Source organism: Myxococcus eversor (assembly GCF_010894455.1).
Taxonomy (GTDB): Bacteria; Myxococcota; Myxococcia; order Myxococcales; family Myxococcaceae; genus Myxococcus; species Myxococcus eversor.
The window spans coordinates 33,473-55,531 of sequence record NZ_JAAIXY010000007.1; the positions used below are offsets into that span (position 1 = coordinate 33,473).

Annotated in this window: 23 protein-coding genes; 12 read left to right on the top strand and 11 right to left on the bottom strand. The window is 68.9% G+C overall.

The window, feature by feature from the left end:
• Positions 1 to 162: 162 nt before the first annotated feature.
• Complete coding sequence (locus tag G4D83_RS15605) at positions 163 to 1,107, bottom strand: ADP-ribosylglycohydrolase family protein (protein ID WP_163865549.1); 945 nt, start codon at positions 1,105 to 1,107, stop codon at positions 163 to 165.
• A 292-nt stretch (positions 1,108 to 1,399) separates the two neighbouring features.
• Between G4D83_RS15605 and G4D83_RS15610 the strand changes: the two genes are divergently transcribed.
• From G4D83_RS15610 to G4D83_RS15620, 3 genes are all read left to right on the top strand, one after another.
• The gene (locus G4D83_RS15610) at positions 1,400 to 2,638 is read left to right on the top strand and encodes an OmpA family protein (protein ID WP_163865550.1); all 1,239 of its coding nucleotides are present in this window, start codon (positions 1,400 to 1,402) and stop codon (positions 2,636 to 2,638) included.
• 579 nt (positions 2,639 to 3,217) lie between these two features.
• Positions 3,218 to 3,838 carry a TIGR02265 family protein gene (locus G4D83_RS15615; protein WP_163865551.1) on the top strand — a complete coding sequence of 207 codons (621 nt, stop codon included), beginning with the start codon at positions 3,218 to 3,220 and terminating at the stop codon, positions 3,836 to 3,838.
• 103 nt (positions 3,839 to 3,941) lie between these two features.
• Positions 3,942 to 4,580 (top strand): TIGR02265 family protein, encoded by a 639-nt coding sequence (locus tag G4D83_RS15620; RefSeq protein ID WP_163865552.1) that lies wholly within the window; start codon positions 3,942 to 3,944, stop codon positions 4,578 to 4,580.
• Positions 4,581 to 4,596: 16 nt separating this feature from the next.
• On the opposite strand, the gene G4D83_RS15625 is transcribed toward G4D83_RS15620, so the two are convergent.
• Entirely contained in the window at positions 4,597 to 5,727 is a 1,131-nt protein-coding gene (locus G4D83_RS15625; protein WP_163865553.1) for an esterase/lipase family protein, read from the bottom strand.
• A 273-nt stretch (positions 5,728 to 6,000) separates the two neighbouring features.
• Positions 6,001 to 6,864: a bifunctional methylenetetrahydrofolate dehydrogenase/methenyltetrahydrofolate cyclohydrolase FolD gene (gene folD, locus G4D83_RS15630; protein ID WP_163865554.1), complete on the bottom strand. Its 864-nt coding sequence runs from the start codon at positions 6,862 to 6,864 to the stop codon at positions 6,001 to 6,003.
• A gap of 55 nt (positions 6,865 to 6,919) precedes the next feature.
• Between folD and G4D83_RS15635 the strand changes: the two genes are divergently transcribed.
• The 4 genes from G4D83_RS15635 to G4D83_RS15650 are packed head-to-tail and all read left to right on the top strand — an operon-like array spanning position 6,920 to position 10,662.
• On the top strand, positions 6,920 to 7,741 hold the full coding sequence (locus tag G4D83_RS15635; RefSeq protein WP_163865555.1) for a TerB family tellurite resistance protein: 822 nt from the start codon (positions 6,920 to 6,922) through the stop codon (positions 7,739 to 7,741).
• 47 nt (positions 7,742 to 7,788) lie between these two features.
• Positions 7,789 to 8,514, top strand: a complete 726-nt coding sequence (locus G4D83_RS15640) for a Smr/MutS family protein (RefSeq protein ID WP_163865556.1) — start codon at positions 7,789 to 7,791, stop codon at positions 8,512 to 8,514.
• A gap of 46 nt (positions 8,515 to 8,560) precedes the next feature.
• Positions 8,561 to 9,556 carry an amidohydrolase family protein gene (locus G4D83_RS15645; protein ID WP_163865557.1) on the top strand — a complete coding sequence of 332 codons (996 nt, stop codon included), beginning with the start codon at positions 8,561 to 8,563 and terminating at the stop codon, positions 9,554 to 9,556.
• 11 nt (positions 9,557 to 9,567) lie between these two features.
• Positions 9,568 to 10,662, top strand: a complete 1,095-nt coding sequence (locus G4D83_RS15650; RefSeq protein ID WP_163865558.1) for a quinone-dependent dihydroorotate dehydrogenase — start codon at positions 9,568 to 9,570, stop codon at positions 10,660 to 10,662.
• Between the two features lie 166 nt (positions 10,663 to 10,828).
• On the opposite strand, the gene G4D83_RS47400 is transcribed toward G4D83_RS15650, so the two are convergent.
• The 6 genes from G4D83_RS47400 to G4D83_RS15680 form a co-directional block, all read right to left on the bottom strand.
• Positions 10,829 to 11,659 carry a DUF4097 family beta strand repeat-containing protein gene (locus G4D83_RS47400; protein ID WP_476703752.1) on the bottom strand — a complete coding sequence of 277 codons (831 nt, stop codon included), beginning with the start codon at positions 11,657 to 11,659 and terminating at the stop codon, positions 10,829 to 10,831.
• Positions 11,622 to 12,770: a spore coat polysaccharide biosynthesis glycosyltransferase ExoK gene (exoK, locus tag G4D83_RS15660; RefSeq protein WP_163865560.1), complete on the bottom strand. Its 1,149-nt coding sequence runs from the start codon at positions 12,768 to 12,770 to the stop codon at positions 11,622 to 11,624. The genes G4D83_RS47400 and exoK overlap by 38 nt, the downstream gene beginning before the upstream one ends.
• Entirely contained in the window at positions 12,760 to 14,046 is a 1,287-nt protein-coding gene (gene exoJ / locus G4D83_RS15665) for a spore coat polysaccharide polymerase ExoJ (protein WP_163865561.1), read from the bottom strand. Before exoJ ends, exoK begins: the two co-directional genes overlap by 11 nt.
• A gap of 150 nt (positions 14,047 to 14,196) precedes the next feature.
• Positions 14,197 to 15,882, bottom strand: a complete 1,686-nt coding sequence (locus G4D83_RS15670) for a DUF6178 family protein (protein ID WP_420826638.1) — start codon at positions 15,880 to 15,882, stop codon at positions 14,197 to 14,199.
• Between the two features lie 89 nt (positions 15,883 to 15,971).
• Complete coding sequence (gene yihA, locus G4D83_RS15675) at positions 15,972 to 16,592, bottom strand: ribosome biogenesis GTP-binding protein YihA/YsxC (RefSeq protein ID WP_163865563.1); 621 nt, start codon at positions 16,590 to 16,592, stop codon at positions 15,972 to 15,974.
• A gap of 4 nt (positions 16,593 to 16,596) precedes the next feature.
• Positions 16,597 to 17,097 carry a cytochrome c3 family protein gene (locus G4D83_RS15680; RefSeq protein ID WP_163865564.1) on the bottom strand — a complete coding sequence of 167 codons (501 nt, stop codon included), beginning with the start codon at positions 17,095 to 17,097 and terminating at the stop codon, positions 16,597 to 16,599.
• A 132-nt stretch (positions 17,098 to 17,229) separates the two neighbouring features.
• Between G4D83_RS15680 and G4D83_RS15685 the strand changes: the two genes are divergently transcribed.
• From G4D83_RS15685 to G4D83_RS15705, 5 genes are read left to right on the top strand one after another with little or no spacing between them, the layout of a single operon-like run.
• Positions 17,230 to 17,694: a hypothetical protein gene (locus G4D83_RS15685; RefSeq protein ID WP_163865565.1), complete on the top strand. Its 465-nt coding sequence runs from the start codon at positions 17,230 to 17,232 to the stop codon at positions 17,692 to 17,694.
• A 9-nt stretch (positions 17,695 to 17,703) separates the two neighbouring features.
• Positions 17,704 to 18,300, top strand: a complete 597-nt coding sequence (gene coaE, locus G4D83_RS15690; RefSeq protein WP_163865566.1) for a dephospho-CoA kinase — start codon at positions 17,704 to 17,706, stop codon at positions 18,298 to 18,300.
• 23 nt (positions 18,301 to 18,323) lie between these two features.
• Positions 18,324 to 19,454, top strand: coding sequence for an SDR family oxidoreductase (locus G4D83_RS15695; protein WP_176436814.1), 1,131 nt, complete (start codon positions 18,324 to 18,326; stop codon positions 19,452 to 19,454).
• A gap of 36 nt (positions 19,455 to 19,490) precedes the next feature.
• The gene (locus G4D83_RS15700; RefSeq protein WP_163865567.1) at positions 19,491 to 19,886 is read left to right on the top strand and encodes a MaoC/PaaZ C-terminal domain-containing protein; all 396 of its coding nucleotides are present in this window, start codon (positions 19,491 to 19,493) and stop codon (positions 19,884 to 19,886) included.
• Between the two features lie 5 nt (positions 19,887 to 19,891).
• The gene (locus G4D83_RS15705; protein ID WP_163865568.1) at positions 19,892 to 20,371 is read left to right on the top strand and encodes an FAS1-like dehydratase domain-containing protein; all 480 of its coding nucleotides are present in this window, start codon (positions 19,892 to 19,894) and stop codon (positions 20,369 to 20,371) included.
• 3 nt (positions 20,372 to 20,374) lie between these two features.
• On the opposite strand, the gene G4D83_RS15710 is transcribed toward G4D83_RS15705, so the two are convergent.
• Positions 20,375 to 21,109, bottom strand: coding sequence for a hypothetical protein (locus tag G4D83_RS15710; protein ID WP_163865569.1), 735 nt, complete (start codon positions 21,107 to 21,109; stop codon positions 20,375 to 20,377).
• Positions 21,106 to 22,050: a type VI immunity family protein gene (locus tag G4D83_RS15715; RefSeq protein WP_163865570.1), complete on the bottom strand. Its 945-nt coding sequence runs from the start codon at positions 22,048 to 22,050 to the stop codon at positions 21,106 to 21,108. The genes G4D83_RS15710 and G4D83_RS15715 overlap by 4 nt, the downstream gene beginning before the upstream one ends.
• Positions 22,051 to 22,059 lie beyond the last annotated feature (9 nt).

Genomic DNA, 22,059 nt, shown 5'->3' on the forward strand with positions numbered 1-22,059 from the left:
CCCTGGGCATATCATTCGCGGGGTGGTGATGGTGGAGGACGCGGCCCCGCAGGTCAGAGCCTGCTCTGGCCCGGGCCGGTGGACTCCCCGACGGCTGGCGTTGGATTGAAGGCCTCGCTCCGCCCCCGGGGGGGTGGGCGGAGCGAGGCCCGCGGTATCCGGTCAGCGGGAAGCGTGCACCAGCAGCTTGCGCAGCAGGGGCTCCAGCAACTCGCGGCCCCGGAGCGCCGAGCGCCACCGCTCCGGAATGGCCCGCGCGCCCAGCATGACTCCAGCGATGCCGCCGGCCACCGCCGCCGTGGTGTCCGTGTCGTGGCCCAGGCGCACCGCCGCGCGCACCACGTGCTCGAAGCCGTGGTCACCCGCCACGCAGTCCCGCGCCGAGCGAAGGCAGTCCACCACGTACCCGGAGCCGCGCCCGGGCGTGTCCTCGGCGCCGAGCGGGAGGACGGCATCGTCCAGTTCGGCGCGGGCCTCGGTGCCCTCCGGGTACAGCGCGCGGAAGGCCCCGAGCGCGTCGTCCCACGGGCGGGCGGAGCCCTCCAGCGCGCGGCGGGCCCAGAGGCAATACAGCGCGCAGCAGACCCGCGAGCGCAGGTGGCCGTGCGTCACCAGGGACTGGAGCATGGCGTCCGACGCGAGCTCCGCGTCGCTCCCGCGATGCCACAACGCGAGCGGCAGCACGCGCATCAGGGAGCCATTCCCGTTGTCCCGCTGCTCCGAGGGGCCGGAGCTCGCGCCGGGCACACCGGCGCGGAACATGGCCAGGGCGCGGTCGGTCTGGATGCCGACGTCGAAGACCTGTCCATCCACGGCGAGGTAGCCCCACTCGCGCCAGTTCACCAGGCGCCTGCCCAGGTCCTCCAAGTCCAATCGCCCCTGATAGAGCAGCGAGTCCAGGAGGCACAGCGCGTGCGCGCCATCGTCGGACCAGGTGCCCGGGGGCACGCCGGCGTGGGAGCGCTCGAAGCCCGCGGGCGGCTCGAACTCAATCGCGCCTGGCGAGGGAATCCCCTCCGGCGCGTGGAACTCATAGGGCACGCCCAGCGCATCTCCCACCAGCAACCCCAGCAGCCCGCCCTCGATTCGCTCCTCGCGCGTCACCATGGTCCAACCCCCTGGGGCACTCGTCCCAACGTCGGATGACGGACGCTCGCGCTCGCGCCCGCCCGACGTCAAGCGGCCACGCCGGCTCCCGGCGCGGCAAGTGCCTGGCCGGGAGCAGGCGTGCAACGGCCCCCCTGACCGAGCCCGCCGCCAGGGCGATGTTCCCTCCCCGGGAGGTTCGCACCTTCGTCCCCTGAAGAGTCGTTCGCTCCGGAGCCCCCGGCGCCATGCAGGCGATGAGCGACTCCCCGCACCGGGCCAACTGGTGCCAAACACCGGAGGAGGCATTCGCATGGCTTTCAATCTCATCGACATGGTGCGTGAGCGTTTCACTGGCAACGTGATGCAGCAGATGGGTTCCGCGATGGGGGAGGACCCGAGCACCCTGGGCAAGGCACTCCCTGGCGTCATCGCCACGGTGGGTGGAAGCGTGGCGGAGCGAGGCTCCACGGAAGCAGGCGCCCAGCGGCTGATGTCCCAGCTCAATGAAGGCGGCTACACGGGGCCCAACGCGGGCAACGAGGAGATCCTCTCCGCCGACACCGAGGAGCGCGGTCAGGGCATGCTCAATGGCTTGTTCGGAGACAAGCTGGGAAGCATCACCAGCGCGCTCGGTCGCTCGGGCGGGTTCAGCAACAGCAAGTCCGCGGGCGGGATGATGGCGCTGGTGGCGCCCATGATCATGGGTGTCATCGGCAAGCACGTGCGCGACAACCGCATGGGCGCGGCGGGGCTGGGGCAGCTGCTCGGCGGCCAGAAGTCGCTGCTGTCGGCCGCGCTTCCCGCGGGGCTGGGCAGCATCCTGGGCATGGGGGGCGCGGCGGTGGGGCCTCGCGTCGTCGAGGAGGTCCACGAGACGCGCGCCGTCCCCACGGTGGAGACGGTGCGGCGGCAGCAGCCGATTGAACGCGCGCCGGTGCACCACGCGGAGCCCAAGAAGAAGAACCTGTCCTGGGTCATCCCCGTGGCGCTGCTCGCGCTCCTGGCCGGTTGGTTCCTCACGCGTGGGCGGCGCCACGAGCCTCGACGCGAGCAGGCGGCCGTCACCCAGCCGGCGCGGCCCCAGGCGCAGCCGCAGCCCCAGCAGCGCCCGGTGGACACGGGCGTGGGCGGTGCCGGCACGGCGGGCACCACGCCTCCCGTCGCCCGGGACGCGCAGACCATGCGTCAGGCCATCGACAGCGGGGCGCGCAGCTTCATCCTCGCCGGCGTGGGCTTCGAGGAAGGCTCCGCGACGCTGACGCCGCAGAGCGACGCGAGCGTCGGGCAGCTCGCCTCCGTGCTGCGTGAGAAGCCCAACTCCCGCGTGCGCATCGCCGGCCACACGGATGCCACGGGCGACGCGAACGTCAACCGCCAGCTCGCCCAGCGCCGCGCCGAGGCGGTGCGCACCGCCCTCGTCGCCGACGGCATCTCCGCCAACCGCGTGGACGTCGCCGCCGTGGGTGCCGAGCAGCCCGTGGCGTCCAACAACACCGAGCAGGGCCGCGACGCGAACCGCCGCATCGAGGTCCAGGTGCTCAGCCGCTGACGCCACCTGACGCGCCCGGCTCATCTGGCGCGTCACCTTGAACGAAGTCGGCCCGGGCCCCCGCGTGGACACTCACGCGGGGGCCCGCTGCGTCGAACAGGCACCACCCGAGGGCCGCGTGTCACCCACCTGGCGCGGAGGCTTCACGAGGCCCCCGCCGCGCATCACACCGTCGGCCCTGCCCTCTCGCGTCAACACCCATTGCCTGTCTGGAAGGGCATGCCGCGTCGCGCCGTCGCCCGCATGGGCTTGCCCGCAGTCAAACCTCCCAGTTCGTTGACTCCGGCAATGAATCCAACAACGCTGACACGCGTCAAGAACGCTCGGAAACCGCCACATCGCCAGGAGTCGCCGACCCATGCTGTGAATTGGCCATCACCTCCCGGCGCGCCTGGGACACGTCGCCCGTCCGGGTTCCTCGTCTGGAAGCGGATGCAATTGTCCCAGCCGAGACAGCACACACCGACCGGCGTCGCACCATGTCGGGCTTTCCAGGCTACTCGGTTTGGCTCACTTTCAGGGGCGAGTCCGGACGCACCACGCCTCCGCGCTCGAACTTCCAAGTCAGGGGGGAAGTCCATGACAGTGATTGCGTTCCGGAGCAGGGAAAGAGAAGTCCTCGACCCTGGCTGCGAGTTGGAACGGCGACTGGGACTGGCTGCGAGCGAGGACCGGGCCCGGGGAATGTTCTTCCTGGGAGTGTTGGATGTGGTGCGCCGCGAGTCGGGCGAGACGGCGGCGGCGAGGTGCCTGGCGGCCTCCGGCGAGCGCCGCTTCGTGCCCTTCTTCCTCTATCCCGTCAGCGCCTTCCTCCGGATGTCCTTCGCGGCGGCGGAAATCCTCGCCCCCAGGCTCGGCGGCTTCGAGACGGCGATGCGAATCATTGGCGCCCAGGCGACCCATGACTTCCTGGACTCGGTGGTGGGCCGCAGCTTCTTGATGCTCGCCGCGGGAGACCCTCGGCGCCTCATCAACAACCTGCCCTCCGGCTACCGCACCGCCGTCACCTACGGAGAGCGCCATGTCACGTGGACGGGCGCCCACGAAGGCTGCATCAACGTGTTCAGGGACTTCATGCCCCACACCTACCATGAGGGGGTGTTGCTGGCGGTACTGCAGGCGGTGGGGACGCGCGTCGCGAGAGTCCGCGGGCGGCCCTTGAGCCTGCTCGACTGCGAATACGTCATGTCCTGGGCGTAGGAAACGCCCTCGTTCCGTCATCCGCCCCGGCGGATGTGAAGTGGCGTTCATCTCCCCGGCGGGGAGGCGTGGGTTTCCCCGCCAAGGGGCGTACCACCAGGAGATGGACGCGAGCACGCGCGGGGACATGGACATGGAGACGGGCGAGGAGCGCGGCGGGGTGGACCCGCTCACGGAGCTCGCACGGAGACTGGCGCTGACCACCCCTCGCGACATGACGCGGGGCATGTTCTTCCTGGGCGTGCTGGAGGTGGTGCGCCGCGTGGCTGGAGAGGCGGCCCGGACGCGGTGCTTCAGGACGTCGAAGGAGCGGCGCTTCGTCCCCTTCTTCCTCTATCCCGTCAATGACTTCCTCCGGCTGACGTACTGCGCCGCCGGCCTGCTCGCGCCACGGCTCGGCGGGTTCGACTCCGCCATGCGGTCGATGGGTGAGCAGGCCACGCGGGACTTCCTGGCGTCGGCGCTGGGCAGGACGCTGATGACGGCGGCGGGCGGTTCACCGCGTCGGCTGGTGGAGCACCTGCCCTGGAGCTACTCCGCATCCGTCAGCTATGGAGAGCGGCACGTGTCGTGGGAGAGCGAGCGCCAGGGCTGCCTCCACATGCGGCGCGACTTCATGCCGCCCCCGTATCACGAGGGGGGGATGCTCACCGTGCTGCGGACCCTCGGCGCCACGAACGTGCGCGTCGAGGGCCATGAGCGACAGTTGCTGGACTGCGACTACGCGGTGGCGTGGGAGTGAGCCACGCGGTCCCGCGTCACTCGTTCTGGCTGATGTAGTGGATGAGGGCTGAGTAGAACTTTCGCTCGTTGAAGAGGTCCGGCCCGAAGCCCACGACATCCAGGTGGTCCTGGTCGATGACGCTGGACATCGACGTCATCTGCTCGGAGCCCGGAGCGTTCAGGTTGGTGACGGGGTCGATGGACGTGTCCCTGACGATGGTGTCCATCTTGAGCGAAGAGGTGACGGGGGTGTAGCGCAGGCGCGGCCCCATCTGCTGGGAGTTGATGCCCACCACTCCGTCATCGTCGCGCTCGTTGGGAATGCCGTCGCCCCGCCCCGCGGCACCGTCGTTGTCGCAGTCATCCACGCAGTAGCCGTCACCGTCGATGTCGACGAACAACTGCTGAACCGCCAGGAAGGAGGGGTTGAGGTTCAGCCCCCACTGCGCGGTCATCAACGACGCATAGTGGGAGGCATAGCGCGAGTCCATGGGATTGGCCGCGTTGAAGGCCTTCGCACCCGTGGTGACGCCGTCGTTGGGGTCATAGTCGTTGTAGACCAGCTGCTTGACGGCCGCGATGGGGGCGCTGTCCTCGTCGTAGACCGCGTCCCCGTAGATCTTCGCCAGGAAGTCAGCCAGGTCCGTCACCGTCGGCCCCGTGTCGAGCACGAACTTGGCCACGGGCGAGCCCCGGAGTGGAGAGGAGACACTCACCATGACGTCCACCACGGCGCGACGCTTGCACGTGTAGAGCGTGCGCGCGGCCTTGAGCGAGTCGCTGCCACCCTGGGAGTGGCCGATGAGGTTCACCCGCGTCGCGCCGGTGGTCGCCAGCACGCCCTCAATCTCATCCGCCAGTTGCAGCCCGCGCACCTCCGAGGATTGGAAGGGCGCGACCTGCGCGCTGTAGGCCCGCTGGCCTGCATTCAGGTAGGGATTGCAGGCCACCTCGAACGGCTCGTCACAGGCGTCACCCACGAAGGTCCCCAGGTCGTCCCCGAAGTAGAGAAGCCCCAGCAGGTTGTCGAATCCGCCCAGGCCATGCGCGAAGACCACCGGATAGCGCGTCTTCTGCGCGCGTTCGTTGAACTGTGCCCGCGCGCTGTCCGGACTCGTCAGGAGGAATACACAGACGAGCAGGGCCGCGTTTCGAATGCCACTCATGTCACACCGCTCCTTGCCCGCGCACGCGCGGGACGCAACGCCATGCGGGCATCCCCCGTTCCCGCACGACTCAGGTCCGGCCCGTGGAAACCAGGCAGGCACTCGCCGACGGACAAGGTGCGACGCGAGACAGACAGGCCTTGCTGGAGGACTCGTCGGAGAGTGCGCCCTAGTTAGTCACGAGCGGACGCGCGCGCGCCTTCGAACCCGGGAGCGTCGCGAAACACACACGCCATCTGCGTATCGGCGCGACACCGCACCAGTCAAAGTCTGTCAATGAGAGGAAGGGACAACACTCCGGATGGCTGCCTCGAGCGTGTTGCGGATGAGCATGGCGATGGTCATCGGCCCCACCCCGCCGGGCACGGGGGTGATGAACGACGCACGCTCGGAGGCGGCGGCGAACTCCACGTCGCCCACCAGCTTGTTGTCCTCTTCCTTGCGGTTCATCCCCACGTCGATGACCACCGCGCCGGGCTTTATCCAGGCGCCCTTCACCAATTCACGCACGCCCACCGCCACGACGAGGATGTCCGCCCGCGACACCTCGCTCGGCAGGTCGCTCTTGCTGTGGCAGAGGGTGACGGTGGCGTTGCGCTGAAGCAGCATCAGCGCCATCGGCTTGCCGACGATGTTGCTGCGGCCCACGACGACGGCGTTCTTGCCGGACGGCTCACAGCCAATCTCCTCCAACAGCCGCATGACGCCCAGCGGCGTGCACGCCCGCGTCGCGGGGCGGCCCAGCAGCAGGCTGCCCGCGTTCATCGGGTGGAAGCCGTCCGCGTCCTTCTCCGGCCTCACCGCGGAGATGATGACGTCCGCGTCGATGTGCCGGGGCAGCGGCAGTTGCACCAGGATGCCGTGCACCGTGGGGTCCTCGTTGAGCCGGTGCACCAGGGCGAGCAGCTCCTCCTGGGACACCGTGGAATCCCGGTGGTGCTCCCAGGAGTGGAAGCCCACCTCCTCGGCGGCCTTCTTCTTTCCGGTGACGTACGTCTTGGACGCGGGGTCCTCCCCCACCCGCACCACGGCGAGGCCAGGGACGAGGCCCCGCTCCGCCTTGAGCCGGGCCACCTCCGCCTTCACCTCCGCTCGCACCCGCGCCGCCACTGCCTTGCCGTCAATCAACTGGGCCATAGCGCGGCCCACTCTATGAGAGACTCCCCACCCGGCAGGGAGGGAAACCGCGGCCATGGGCTCAGGAAAAGTGCTCGGGGTGATGATAGGTCTCTGTGTCGGGCTGCTCATCGGCAGCCCGTGGGCCATTGTCTTGCTGGGGGCCGTGGGCGGCTTCGTCGGGCATCGCTTCGACGAGATGAACGCCCTGCCGGCCGAGTCCCCTGACGCGCTCGCCGACTTCCCCCCGCTGTCGCCCTCCGCCTTCGTCGCACGCGGCGGGCCGCGCGATGCCGCCTCCGTCCAGGAGGAAGCCGACGCGCACCTGACGCGCAGCCTCTGCGCCCTCTTCGTGGAGGTCGCCCGCGCCGACGGTGAGGTGCGCCGCGAGGAGGTTCGCGAAATCCGCCGCTACTTCGAGGAGGTCCTCAAGTACGGCCCGGACTCGCTGGAGTTCGTGCGGGGGCGCCTCAAGGACTTCATCGCCGTGCCGCCGAACCTGGATGACGCCGTGGCCGCCTGCCAGGAGGCCATGCCTTCCAGCGAGCGGCGGCGGCTGTTGGACGCGCTCTTCGAACTGTCGCTCGTGGACGGCTCCCTCCAGCGCTCCGAGCGCGAGATTCTCAGCCGGGTGGGCGACGGCCTGGAGCTGTCCCCCGAGGAGCAGCACACCATCGCCACGCTCCACCTGGGTGACAGCTCGTCGCACTACGAGGCGCTCGGGCTGACGCCAGACGCCACGAACTCCGAGGTGAAGAGCGCCTTCCGGCGGCTCGCCGCGGAGCTGCACCCGGACAAGCATGCCCACCTGAAGGGCGAGGACGCCGACGAGGCGGCCCGCCACTTCCAGGATGTCCGCGACGCCTACGAGGAAATCCGGCGCCTGCGCGGGATGTAGCCCAGGGTTACATCCCGCCATCGCCCACGACGAGGTCTTCTCCCGCCATGAGCTCGCAGAAAAAAGCCCCCCCGAAGAAGAAGGACGAGGCGTTCCACAACAACCCCTTCAAGGGCGCCATCAAGTCCCTCCAGGAGCAGGAGAAGAAGGAGGCCCAGGCCCGCGCCGCCGCCGAGGCCGAGAAGCGCAAGCCGGCTCCCGCTCCCGCGCGCGCCACCAAGGCGAAGCCCGTCCGCGAGAGCGCCGAGGACGACGCCGCCCTCTTCTATTCCGCCATGGACGGCGTGGCCCAAATCACCCACCGGGGCGAGCCGCCCAAGTCGAACCCGCGCCTGCCGGAGCTCATCGACGAGAACGCGGAGGCGCTCGCGCAGCTCTCCGAGCTGGTCGCCGGCCAGGGAGACTTCGACATCTCCTCCGGCGCGGACGAGTTCCTGGAGGGCACCAGCCCTGGCGTGGACCGCAACCTGCTGCGCGCCCTGCGCCGGGGTGACTTCTCCATCCAGGGCCAGTTGGACCTGCACGGCATGACACAGGCCGAGGCGAAGGCGGCGCTGGAGCGTTTCCTCGCCGACAGTCGCCGCGCCCGTCACCGGTGCGTGCTCATCGTCCACGGGCGCGGTTTGCACTCCAAGGATTCGATGCCGGTGCTGAAGGAGCTGATGAAGTCGTGGCTGTCACAGAAGCGCATTGGAGGACTGCTGCTGGCGTTCTCCACCGCACGTCCGCAAGACGGAGGAACGGGGGCGGTCTACGTCCTGCTGAGACGGTGACGGCGGTATCCTTTACGTGTGCCCGGCACTGTGCATACATACCGCCATGGCACGTGAACTGATCGACCTCCACATCCACGTGGGCGGCTCGGTGGCCCCCCACATCCTCTGGTCCATCGCCCATCAGCAAGGCTTCAAGCTCCCGGTCAAGACGTACTTCGACTTCGTGGAGCTCATCACCTCCCGTCCGGGCAAGGTGGGGAGCCTGGATGACTACCTGAAGATCCTCCACACCTGGACGGAGAAGATTCAGTCGTCACCCAGCGCGATTGAGCGCTCCGTCTACGAAATCATCGGCAAGGAGTACCGGGGCAGCCGGGTGACGCAAATCGAGCTGCGCTTCAATCCGATGAAGCGCAACCTCCAGTCCGAGTTGGATCTGGACCACATCATCCACGCGGCGCTGCGGGGCATGGACCGCGCGGTGCTCGAGTACGGCGTGAAGGTGGGCTTCATCTTCTGTCTGGCCCGTGAGTTCGACCACCGGCTCAACAGCATCCTCGTGGACAAGGCCATCAAGTACCGCACGCGCGGCGTGTACGGCATCGACCTGGCCGGCACGGAGACCAACGCCATGGAGCTCAAGCCCGAAGTCGTGGCGCAGTACGAGGACCTCTTCGGCCGGGCGCGGCGCGCGGGCCTGAAGTGCACGGTGCACACCGGCGAGACACGCGGCACGGGCGCCGAGGGCGTCATGTCCGTGGTGGAGAAGCTCAAGCCGCACCGCATCGGCCATGGCATCCGCGCGGCCTATGACGAGGCGGCCATGAAGGTGCTGCGGGAGAACGACATCGTCCTGGAGTTGTGCCCGACGTCGAACCTGCACACCAAGGCGGTGGAGGGCGTGGAGGAGCTGCGCCACATCATCCGCACCTTCTGGGACCGCAAGGTGAAGTTCACCATCAACACCGATGGCCCCTACCTGCTCGAGACGGACATGCGCCGTGAAATCGAGCTGGTGGAGAACAACGGCATCCTCACGCCGGAGCAGGTGGACCAGACGCTCGCCTGGGCCCGTCAGGCGTCGTTCATCCCCGCCTGAGCCCCAAGCGCATGTATGGACTGACTCGTTCGCTGCTCTTCCGGCTCCCGGCGGAGCCCGCGCACCGGCTCGGCCTCTTCGGGCTGCGGGAGCTGGGGCACTCCCAGGAGCTGTGCCAGTCCCTGCGAGGACGGGCCCTCCGGGGCGTCTCCGACGCGCTGTCCGTGGAGGTGGCGGGCCTGCGCTTCGCCCACCCCGTGGCCCTGGCCGCGGGCCTGGACAAGGACGCGGAGGCGGTGGACGGCCTGTTCGCCTGCGGCTTCTCCGCCGTGGAGATTGGCACCGTCACGCCCCGTCCCCAGCCCGGCAACCCCACGCCCCGCCTGTTCCGCCTGCCGGAGCACCAGGCCGTCATCAACCGCATGGGCTTCAACAACCACGGCGCCGCCGTGGCCGCGGCCCACCTGCGTCAGCGCGCCTGGCACCCCGGGCCGCTGGGCATCAACGTGGGCAAGAACAAGGACACGCCGCTGGAGCAGGCGGTGGAGGACTACGTGGCGTGCGTGGACGCGCTCGCGCCCCTGGGTGACTACGTGGTGGTCAACGCCTCGTCACCCAACACGCCGGGCCTGCGCAAGCTCCAGGAGCCCGAGCAGCTCTCCGCGCTCCTGGGCGCCGTGCAGGAGCGTCTGGCCGCCGTGGCCCCGGGCAAGCCCCTGTTCCTCAAGATTGCCCCGGACCTGACGCCCGAGGCCGTGGACGAGGTCGTGGACGTGGCGCGCACCCGGAAGCTCGCGGGCCTCGTCGCCACCAACACCACGGTGGCGCGGCCCTTCGAGCACCCGCTCGCGAAGGAGGCCGGCGGCCTGTCCGGCGCGCCCGTGCGAGAGGCCGCCAACGCCGTCATCCGACGCGCGTACCTGCGCTCGGGCGGAGCGCTGCCGATCATCGGCGTGGGAGGCGTCTTCAGCGCCCAGGACGTCTACGAGAAGCTGCGCGCGGGAGCGTCCGTGGTGCAGGTCTACACGGGCTTCATCTACGAGGGGCCCGGCATGGTGCGCCGCATCCTCCCCGCCCTGGCCGCCCTGCTGGAGAGAGACGGCTTCACGAGCGTCTCCCAGGCCATTGGCGCGGAGCACCGGAGCGCCAGGACGTCCGCTTCCTGAAGGCCGGGGCCGCCCTGTGAGCGGCTCGCCGGCCGGGGCCTCGCGTCTCGCGCCACCGGAAGGTGGGGACGCAAAGCGGCACGACAAAAAGTGAGCGCTCGCCGGCGCCTTGGAGTTTCACCGGCGAGCGCCCCGGGCCGTCTGACTTGGAGACGGGCCTCGAAAGCTATTCCTGGAGGGTCAGCGAGCCACTGACGGTGCTCACTTCCACCTCGTGGGTGCCCGCGCCGTAGGTCTTCTTCCTCGACCCCAGGGCCACGCTGCTCCCGTTGAAACTCCCCCCTACAGAGCTGAATTCCACCCGCGCGTCCGCTCGCTCCGGCAGCTTCAGCCGGACGTTGCCCGACACCGTCGTGACTTCGGTGTCCTCGAGCTTCTTGGGAGCCAGTACCACCTCTCCCTCAACGGTACTCACCGACAAACGTCGCTCCGAGCCGTTCACTTCCACACGGCCGTTCACCGTGGCGTGCTGCTGAGGCCCCGTCACCCCCTTCACCACCACCGCCCCGTTCACCACTGAAACGTCCAGCTCCGACGCCCTCGGCACCTTCACCGTCAACCGCACCGAGCCGTGCTCCGCCCGACACGACTGCTGCTTCGCCTCGCAGGGCCCGCAGCACACCTTCACTTCCACCGCGTCACCGTCCTGGCTGACTTCCACGCTCATGGCTTTCCGGGAACTGTCGGGATTTTCCGGAACAGCCTCGATTACCACACTATTCCCGTCTACCGCATCTACGCGGACCGCGCCATTAACATTGGAAAGATGGACCTGGGGAGTTCCATCCGTGTCGAACTTCCAGGTCTGCGTCGTCGGGGCGGCGGAGGCCAGCACAGCCAGCAGGGGCAGCAACATGACGGGAGCTCCGAGGTAGGGTACGAACACCCCACCTACGGACGGGCCGGCGCCCCATTGCCGGCGAACGACGCGAAGTATCCACGCCGGTCTGACATGGCCCTCAGGGGCCGTGAACCACGCGTTGATACAGCGCGTCATGGAGGCGGATCAACCGCTCCAGGGACAGCTCGCGGGCGACGAAGTCCCGGGCCGCGCGGCCCATGCGCCTGGCCTTCTCGGGGCTCGAGAGGAGCTGGTTGATGGCCTGGGCGAGCTGGGCCGGGCGCTCGGAGGGGACGACGAGGCCGCGCTCGCCATCGCGAACGAGGTCTGTGTTCCCCCCCACCCGGGTCACCACCATGGGGAGGCCGGCCGCCATGCCCTCCATGACGGCGTTGGACATGCCCTCCGCGCTGGAGCACAGCACGCCCAGGGTGGCGCGCGCGTAGATGGCGGCCACGTCCGTGCGGTGCCGCAGGAAGTGCACGGTGTCCGACACACCCAGCTCCGCGGCCAGCTTCTCCAGGCCCTTGCGGCGGGGCCCGTCGCCCACGAGGAAGGCCTGCACCGGCGTGCCCCCGTGGTGGAGCATGGCCAGCGCCAGCAGCAGGTCCTCCTGCCGCTTCACCGGGTGGTTCATGTTGGCGACATGGACGATGACGGGTGAATCGCCGGTGTCGGGCAGCGGGGCCTTGAGGCCCTCGCGCATGCGCATGTCGAAGCGGGCCAGGTCCAGGCCGTTGTGGATGACGGAGATGCGCGAGGCGGGCAGCCCCTCCTCCTCCACCAGCATCCGGCGGATGGCCTCCGCGTTGGCGACGACGTGGTCCGCCATGGCCGTCAGCCGCGAGTGCACCGCGCGCCGCGCCTTGCCCTGCCAGTGGGACAAGTCCAGCCGACCGACGATGACCTTGGTCCCCGCGAGCTTGGCGGCGGGCACGGCGATGAGCGTGGAGTAGAAGTCGTGCACGTGGACCAGGTCCACGCGGTTGGACTTCAGCCAGCGGGCCATGCGCATCACCTGGTACGCGGTGTTGGCCTGCGCGACGGAGCCCTTGAGGGGAAACGTCTCCGCCGCGTAGCCCAGCTTCCACACCGCGCCCATCAACGGCCCGGCGTCCTCCAGCACGGAGACCTGGAGCTGGTAGCTGGGGGGCAGTCCCCGCAGCAACTCCAGCACCTGCACCTCCGTGCCACCGATGTGGAAAGACCGGGTGAACTGCACCAGGCGCATGGGCCTGGCCCCCATATTCACGTCTTCACGCCGCATGTCCCGACCCCTCCCACGCCCCCACGGGCCCGACGGGTGCCTGGCCCCCCGGCACAGCCACCGTCTCCGTCACCTCCGCCGCGCGGGCGATGCGGTGCGCCGCGGCAGCCAGGCCGAAGAGCACGTAGCAATGCGCGGAGAGGATGTAGCCGGAGAACAAGTCACACGTCAGGTAGCCCGCCACGGACGCGGACAGCGCCCGTGCAATCCAACCCACTTCCTTGCCGCGCGACGCGGCGAACGCACCGCCGGACGCGCCTCCCGCGAACATCATGAAGAGGCCCAGGCCCACCCAGCCCAGCTCTCCGATGACGTCCAGGAAGATGTTGTGCGCCACGTACGCGCGCCGGGCCTCCGGAGGCGCGTACTCCGCCCACGCGTAGCGGAAGCTGCCCGCGCCCACGCCCAGGAGCGGCTTGTCCAGGCTCATGCGGCTGGCCACCTGCCACGCGTAGACGCGGCCCATGGCGGACGCGTCCTCGTGGAAGGCCGCCACCGTCTCGTTGCGAGCCCAGAAGCTCTCCGGCGCGAACACGACCAGGCCCACCACGAAGAGCGAGCCCACGACGATGGCCTGGATGCGGCGCTTCTCGCGGAACGCCCACAGGCCCATGGCGATGGACAGACCGATGAAGCCACCGCGCGAGTGCGACAGGACGATGGCCACCACCGCCAGCACCGCCGCCACCAGACACGCCACCCGCCACACCCACGACGAGCCCTTGCGCGCCACGAAGGCCACCGCGAGCGGCACCACCAGCACCAGGTTCATCGCCATGTGGTTCGGGTCCGCGTACACGCCCACCCAGCGCGCGCGGAAGCCCTCCACCAGGTTCTCCCCCACCATGTACCAGTTGATGACGCCGATGGACGTCACCACGGAGGCCAGGACGATGGACCCGCAGACGACGGCGAGCCGGCGCCCGCTTGAAATGACATTGACGACGGTGAGGTAGATGGCCGTCAGCTTCAGCAGCTCGATGCCCGTGTAGCGCGCGACCTCCGCGTTCACCGCCCACGACACCGACAGCACGGCGAGGCACGAGAAGCCGATGAGCCCCCAGCCTCGCGCTCCATCCAGGTAGAGCGGCTCCCCGCGCCCCAACCTCCGAATCACCATCAAACCCGCGGCCACCACTGACGTCAGCAGCGCCAGCCGAAGCGGCGCCAGCACGGGGATCCACTCACCCGGCACCGCGTACATCACCGCGGCGAATGCGGTCAGCGCATAGAAGGCCCACACGTCACGGCGCTGCCCCTGCTCTCCCGGCACCATGTCCCTCCTCCTCTGGCAGTTCACGCGCGTACACCTTCGCGTGCGGCAGACAGAAGCAGAGGGCGTGCCAGGGTCCGGGCTCGCAAGCACCCGGATCTCCACGGGCAGCAAGGCCCCCGAGTTACCGGGAGGCCTCCCACCCTGAAAAAGCTACGGCACCGGGCTGCTCTCCATGGGCAACACTTCGGACGCGACGGGACTCCACTTCGCGTCCTCCAGCCACGCCGCGCCCAATTCCGACAAGAGCCGCGTGAGTGTCACTCCCACCATGCGACGCAGCTCCGCGCGAGCCTCCGGGGCCACCGCGCCCTCCAGGCCCGACACGGCGCGCTCCGACGCGGAGGCGAGCAGGCGTGGCGCCTGGGGAGAGCCCTCGAAGAGGCGCTGGCCCAACTCCACCGTGCGCCCCAGCGGCACCGGGCGGGCATCCGGCCTCGCGTCCAGGACCGCCATGGCGACCACGGCGGCGAAGAGCCGCTCCACGCCGAGCGTCTCCAGCGGGACACCGAAGCGGGCCACCGCCTGATGCGCGGCCTGGGGAGTGCCACCCAGCACGCCGCGAAGGACCTCCACCTGGGCCTCCGCGCGCGCGAGCACGGCCTCGCTGGCGGCGACTTCGCGCAGGGAGCGGAACGGCACCGGCTCCGCGCCCTCCACCTTCAGCGTGCGACGGGGTCGCTTGCGGCGCAGGGCCTCCATCGCGGCGGACTCCTCCGGCAGCATCAGCAGCACGCCGTCCACCACCGCGCCCGGCGACTTCGCCAGCCGGTCCGCGCGGAACTTGAGCTGGAGCGTCAGCGTGAAGCCCGTCTGGAAGATGCGCCGCAGGGGCGTGTCGCGCAGCACCTCGATGGCCTGCGTGGGGTCCGCCCCCGTCAGGTGCTCCAGGCCGAGCGAGAGGTAGTCCCGCACCATCTCCCCCACCCTGCGCACGGCATCCAGGTCACCCGGGTCCGCCAGCTCCGCCACCAGCGCCGCGTTGGCCACGCCCGCCAGTTCGTCCTCCGCGTTCTGACGTTCGATTTCAGTCAGTCCCCGGAAGGCCGCGTCCAGGTAGTCCACGTGGCCCTGGGGCGCCGTCAGCGCCGCCGTGCCCGACGGAGTCGTGGTGTTCGAGGACCGACGCGCCGGCACGTCCACGCGGCTGAAGAGCGCCACCGCGTCCTCCAGCGTCGGGAAGCCCAGATCCAGCAGGCGCGCCTTGCGGAACTGGAAGGCCGTCTCCTCCAGTTCGGCGGGGACCTCCCAGCGCACGGCCTCCAGCAGGCGCACGGCCTCGAAGGGGTTCTCCGCGATGAGGTCGGTGACGAGCGCCCGCACCGCGGACATCTCCGCGCCCTCGGCCTTGATTTCGACCAGGTAGCGGCCTTCCGGAGTCTCCAGCGTCACGCCCTGCGGGTTGACGTCCGGGTTCTCCTCCAGGTCATGCACGGCGACCAGCTCGTGCAGCAGGTACTCCAGCACCTCCATGTCCACCGCGTGCAGCTTGCGCAGGAACTCCGGAGTGTCGTCGTAGCCACCACGCGCGGCGCGCAGCCACGTCAGCACGGCGTGCGAGTCCAGCTTGTCGCGCTTCCAGGCGCCCAGGTCCACGAAGGCGCGGAACTGGGCGGGCGACACGAGCTGAACCAGCTCTGTCGCGTCCTCGAGCCCCACCTCCTGGATGGTGACGTAGAGGCTCTCCGGCGGCAGGGCGCGCACCACCGCCGCCGCATCCGCACCCTCTAGAAGCGCTTCCATGCGCCTCCGGGGTGACAGCCTCATCAACTGCTGCTGCAACTCGCGCAGGGCGAGCTGCGAATCCCTGCCATTACCCTTGCCGTTCTCGGAGGACACGGCGGCGTGCCTACCACAGCGACTCCCTCGTCGGGAGGGGAACACCACCCGGAGCGGCGACTACCTGATGGAGCCCCGGGGCCCCGGGCTCAGAGGCGGGTGGCCTTGCCGAAGGTGTCCAGGAGCGCGCCCCAGACCTCGTCCACGCCCCGCCGCTCCGTGGAGGAGAACGGGAGGATCGCCTCCATGGGCAGGTCCACCTGGCGCGACAGCTCCTGGAGCCGGGGCAGCGTCTTGGCCTTGGTGATGCGGTCGATCTTGGTGGCCACCACCAGCACCTTGCGCTTGTGGGATTGCAGATAGTCCAGCGTGGCCAGGTCATCCGGCGTGGGGCCCACTTCCGCGTCGATGATGCTGATCACCACCTCGAGCCGGTGCCGCTTCTCGAGGTAGGTGGTGATCATCTGCTCCCACTGGGCCTTGTCCGCCTTGCTCGCGCGGGCGAAGCCGTAGCCCGGCAGGTCGCACAGGCGCACCTGGTGGCGGAAGTTGCCGCGCTCCAGGTCCACGTCGAAGAAGTTGAGCGTCCGGGTGCGGCCCGGGGTGTTCGACACGCGCACCAGCTTCTTGCGGCCGGTGAGGGTGTTGATCATGGAGGACTTGCCGACGTTGGAGCGGCCCACGAAGGCCACCTCGGCGGTATGTCCCTGCGGGTAGCCCTTGGGCTCCACGGCGGTGACGACGAATCGGGCGTCGAGAATCTTGATCAAGCGGCTACTTCTTCGCGGTGGAGGGGGGAGTGGCCTGGGCCTCGGACCGGGCGGCGCGGCGGGCGCGCTCGGCCGACCAGTGGTCGATGGCCTTGAGCGACTCCTTGAAGTCGAACGGCCGCAAGGAGGGCGAGGAGGCGTCGTGGCAGGAGCGGCACTGCTTCTCCGACGGGTCCACCAACCCCACCAGGCGCGCCAGCTCCGGGTCCTTCATCACGTACTCGGGCGAGTAGTACTGCCCGCCCCCGTGACATGTCTCGCAGCTCACACTGGCCTGCGTCTGCGACACCTGGTCCGGCGAGTGGCAGGACAGGCAGCGGCCGTCCTTCTGCTGCTGCTCGGAGAGGGAGCTCACCGCCCGGGCGTGCTTGGACTGCATCCACGCCTCGTAGGCTTCCGGGTGGCAGCCCTTGCAACTGTCAGCGCCGACGAAGTCCGCCGCCCCGGCCACGCCACAGAGGGCCAGCAGGAGGACGGGAAGAATCCTGGAGCCAGGAGCGCGCATGGCTCGCGAAGTAGCACTCCCCCCCGGACGGGGCAAGGCGTCTCGTGGTTGAATGCCCGTCGGAATCATCCGTTGAAAAGAGAGGGCAGCGCTTGAGCCCCGCCCGCCCTTTCCATTAGGGAGGAAGTCGTGATGAGGACCTTGATTGCGCTCGCCGTGATTGCCGTCGCCTTCCCCGCTGTCGCCAAGCCGTGGCAGGGCGTGGAGCCCGGCGTCACCAAGAAGGACGAGGTCGTCAAGAAGTTCGGCGAGCCCTCGCGCACGGTGAGCCAGGACGGCAAGGAGACCATCGCCTATCTCGGCAAGGAGGCCATCAAGGGCACCAGCCAGGCACAGTTCAAGGTGGACGCGAGCGGGCTCATCGAGCGCATCGACGTGTTCCCCGGCCCCGTCATCGACAAGGAGACCATCGAGACGAGCTACGGCCCCGCCTGCCCCTCCGGCCCCGTGCCCGCGACGCCGTGCTACCAGCGCAAGCTGACGGACGACTTCCGCACCTACTTCCTCTACCCGAAGCTGGGGCTGGCCATCTTCTTCAACGAGGACGGCAAGACGGTGCAGTCGCTCACCTTCACCACGCAGAAGGCCGCGAAGTAGGCCCCCACCGTGCACGTCTTCGGGCTGACGGGCGGCATCTCCTCCGGCAAGAGCACCGTCACCCGGATGCTGCGGGAGTTGGGCGCGGAGGTGCTCGACGCGGACGTGCTCGCGCGCGAAGTGGTGGAGCCCGGCACCCCGGGCCTCGCCGCCATCGCCGAGCGCTTCCCCGGCGTCGTGGGCGCCGACGGCCGGTTGGACCGGGCGAGGCTGGGCGCGCGCGTGTTCGGTAACGACGCGGAGCGCGCCGCCCTCAACGCCATCACCCACCCCCTGGTGCGCGAGGCCTTCGTGGAGAAGGTCCAGGCGCTGGAGGCCCGGGGCGTGGAGCGTGTCATCTACGATGTCCCCCTGCTGGTGGAGGCGGGGATGCACGAGTGGATGGAGGGGGTGGCGCTGGTGTGGGTGCCCCGGGACCTGCAAAAAGCGCGGCTGATGGCGCGTGACGGGCTGGACGCGACGGCGGCCGAGGCGCGGCTGGCCGCCCAGCTCCCCCTGGACGACAAGCGGGCCCACGCGACGTGGGTCATCGACAACAGCCGGGACTTGTCCTCCACCCGGGAGCAAGTGGAGTCGGTCTGGCGCGCCATGCTCGCGCGCGGCTGACGGGCGAGTATGCTCCGCGCGCAATGAGCGAGACGCGCAAGAAGACCGGTGCTGGGACGTATTTCATCACCGGCTATCCCGGGTTCATCGGCAAGCGGCTGGTGGAGCACATCGCGCGGGAGGACCCGAAGGGGCACGTCTACGCGCTGGTTCAGCCGAAGGCGCTCAAGGAAGCACAGAAGCACGCGTCCAAGCTGAAGGGCGCCACGGTGGAGCTGCTCACCGGTGACGTGGTGGACATGCACCTGGGCCTGTCGGGCGAGGAGTACCAGCGCCTGTGCGAGCGGGTGACGGACATCTTCCACCTGGCGGCGGTGGCGCAACTGGGCGTGGCCAAGGACACCGCGTGGCGCGTGAATGTGGACGGCACGCGCAACATGCTGGAGCTGGCGCGGGACTGCGAGCACCTGGCGCGCTTCAACCACTTCTCCACCTGCTACGTGTCTGGCGACCGCGTGGGCGTCATCGCCGAGGACGAGCTGGACCGGGGCCAGGGCTTCCGCAATCCGTACGAGGAGACGAAGTTCCAGGCGGAGCGGCTGGTGATGCGCGCCAGCTCCACCCTGCCCGTCACCGTGTACCGGCCGTCCAGCGTGGTGGGCGACTCGCGCACGGGGGAGATCGACAAGTTCGAGGGGCCCTACTACCTGGGCATCCTGCTGGTGACGTCGCCGCTGGTGGTGCCGCTGCCGCTGCCGGGCAACGGCGTGGCGCCGCTCAACGTGGTGCCGGTGGACTACGTGGTGGAGGCGGTGTGGCGACTGGGGAAGGACCCTCGCGCGGCGGGCCGCACGTTCCACCTGGTGGACCCGAATCCCATGAGCGCGCGGCGCGTGTACGAGCTCATCGCGGAGAAGGCGAACAAGAAGCTGCCGCGCTTCAACCTGTCGGCGCGGGCGGCGGACGTCATGCTGCGGCTGCCGGTGCTGGAGAAGCTGGCCCGGCCGCAGCGCGCGGCCATCAGCTACGTCAATCACCTGGCCATCTACAACTGCCACAACACGCTGGAGCTCCTGGACGGCACGGGGGTGAGGTGCCCTCCCCTCTCCTCGTATCTGGACCAGCTGGTGGCGTACGTGCGCGAGCAGTACCGCAAGCGCCGCGAGGGCTCCGAGGTGGATGACCCGTTGGACCAGGGCACCGCGACGGGGTGAGCGAGCAGGGCCCTCCGTGCTAGATGAGAGGGCCTCATGGCACGCACCTTCCAGGTAGGCGATACCTTCACGCACGTCCGCGAGTGCGACCTGTACCGGCCGATCTACTACGCGGGCGCATCCGGGGACTTCAATCCCATCCACATCGACCCGGAGGTCGGCAAGGTGGCCGGCCTGGACGGCGTCATCCTGCAGGGCCTCTGCACGCTGGCCTGGGCGGTGGAAGCCGTCGGCATCTTCGTGGGAGACCCGGGCCGCATCCGCAAGGTGAAGGTGCGCTTCTCGCGCCCCGTGCGGCCGGAGGACGTCGTCACGTTCGAGGGCAGAATCACGGCCATCGAAGCGGACCGGCTCACCACGGAAGTCACCGCCACCAACCAGCGCGGCGAGGCCGTCCTCAAGGGCGCCATCGTCGAAGCCTCCCTCGGATAGTCGCCATGGCCATCGACAAGCGCTTCATCGGCCGGGAATACGGCCCGTACACGTACACGATTGGCGCGGAGAAGCTGCGCGAGTTCGCCCTGGCCGTGGGAGGCGCGCATCCCGCCGCCGGCACGCCGGGCGAGCCGCCCGAGCACGTCAGTCCCCTCCTCTACGACGACGACGCCGCGAAGAAGGGCCCGTACGGGGACATCATCGCGTTCCCAAGCTTCGCCGTCGTGTTCGCCATCCGCCCGTTCGGCGCGGCCGTCGCGGACCCGGAGCTGGGCGTGAATCTGTTGATGCTGGTGCACGGCGAGCAGGAGCTGGAGTTCCTGGGCGTCATGCGCCCCGGCGATGTGATGACGACCACGGGCCGCATCGAGAACATCTACGGGAAGGCCGGCATGGAGTTCGTCGTCGTCGCCACCGAGTCGCGCAACCAGCGCGGCGAGGTGGTGGTGAAGGGCCTCTGGACGGGCGTCATCCGGAGCTGAGCGTCAGGAGACCCGGACGCATTCGATGGTGGCTCCACGCAGATGAATCGCGTGGAGCATGTTGACCAGACTGTCGAAGGCCTCGCCCCCCGCCGTGACGTCGTCCAGGAAGAACTGGAGCCCGTGCGAGGAGATGACGGGCGCCTTCGCCAGGAAGGTCTTGAGCGTACCTGGAGGGAAGGTGGCCTCCGCGAAGCCGCCTCGCTGCACCAGCCCCAGCCAGGACCACCAGGCCACCTCGCAGTCACGCAGCAGCTCGGTGCCCTGCGCCTTCGCGAAATCCACTTCGATGAAGGCCTCGGTGCTCTCCGCCTCGAAGATGTACTCGAATGGCAGGGGCTCGTAGGCGAAGGGCAGCACCGGCTCGGGCCCCCGCTGTGATGGAGCAAGCAACCCCGACGAGATGATGGCCTGTTGGATGTGGGGCCCCTCCAGGTGGATGTCGTGGAGGACGTTCTCGAGGATGAACAGACTGGAGGCGTGGAGCTGGACCGCGTCGAAGCGCCAGCTCCAGGTGTTGCCCGGGAGCTGCTCGTGGCTCGACAGCCGGAGTGAAGACCGGGAGGGAGGCAGCGTCTCCCCGCCCAGTCCTCCCAGCGCGGCGACCTGCTGGAAATAGTCCAGGGGCGCGAAGGGGTGCTCCTGGCCAGACAAGGGGGACTCGAGCACCACCACCAACTCCAGCTTCGTCGGCGGAAGCAGCGGGCGGTGTGAGACCTTGAAGGGCCGCGTCATCATTTGGCATCCCAGGGTTGGGAGGGCTTGTTGTCGTAGCGGGCAATCCAGGCCGGTGCGTCGAAGACTTCCTGGGGTTCTCCAAAGCCCTCCATCATGAGGCGGATGGGGCGCAGCAGCCGTGCCACGTCTGGCATGGAGCCGATGTCCAGACACTGGCGATTGACGTCGCCTAGCGGAGGGCGTTTTGCCGCACGGATGAGCACCCCATGGTCGAGAGGTTGGAGTTCAGCGTAGGGGAGCCCTGTGCGAATGGCCTCCATTCCTCCCAACTTTTGAATGAGGTCGTCGCGCAGCAAGGTGAGCCAGTGCGCACCCAGAATATGACCTCGCATCCACATCCTCGCCGAATTATAGGCCGGATCGAAGCCGTGATAGCGAGGAAGGAGTTGATTGATTTCGCGGCGCACCTGGCTCTCATGAACGCCCATGTGCATGAAACCCCATCCCGCATTCCCTGACTGGAACGGAATGAGATTGGCAATCTTCCGGACCCACTCGAGAAAAGGGGCCATCCAAGATTCATCATCGGAAGGCGGCGGGGGAAATTCCATACGCAACAGGTTGACTGCATCAGGAAGGACCACGGGTTCCACCAAAGGGCCATCGCCCTCGAAAAAAAGCGAGTGGGTTCCCGGCTCTCCTCCAACCGCGCCCTGGCCGTAATGAACCCGATAGCCGTCCTCGTCCGTCGGACGGCCCCGCAGGTTCCGCAAATCCTTGGCTGTCTGCCGAGACGTCAGGGGCCGGAATTGACCGCTGTCCGCGACGTAGGTGCGCAAGGTCTCCGCCCCAACGTACGTCAGATAGGCCTCGATGGCGTCCGCACAGGCAGGGGCGCAATCTGGCAACGTCGCATCCAGAAAGAAATTGAGGACGAGCCCTGGACGGACGAGCACGAAATCCTTGTCCTTCAATCTCAATGTACGGGTGAGTATTTCCATGAATGAAGC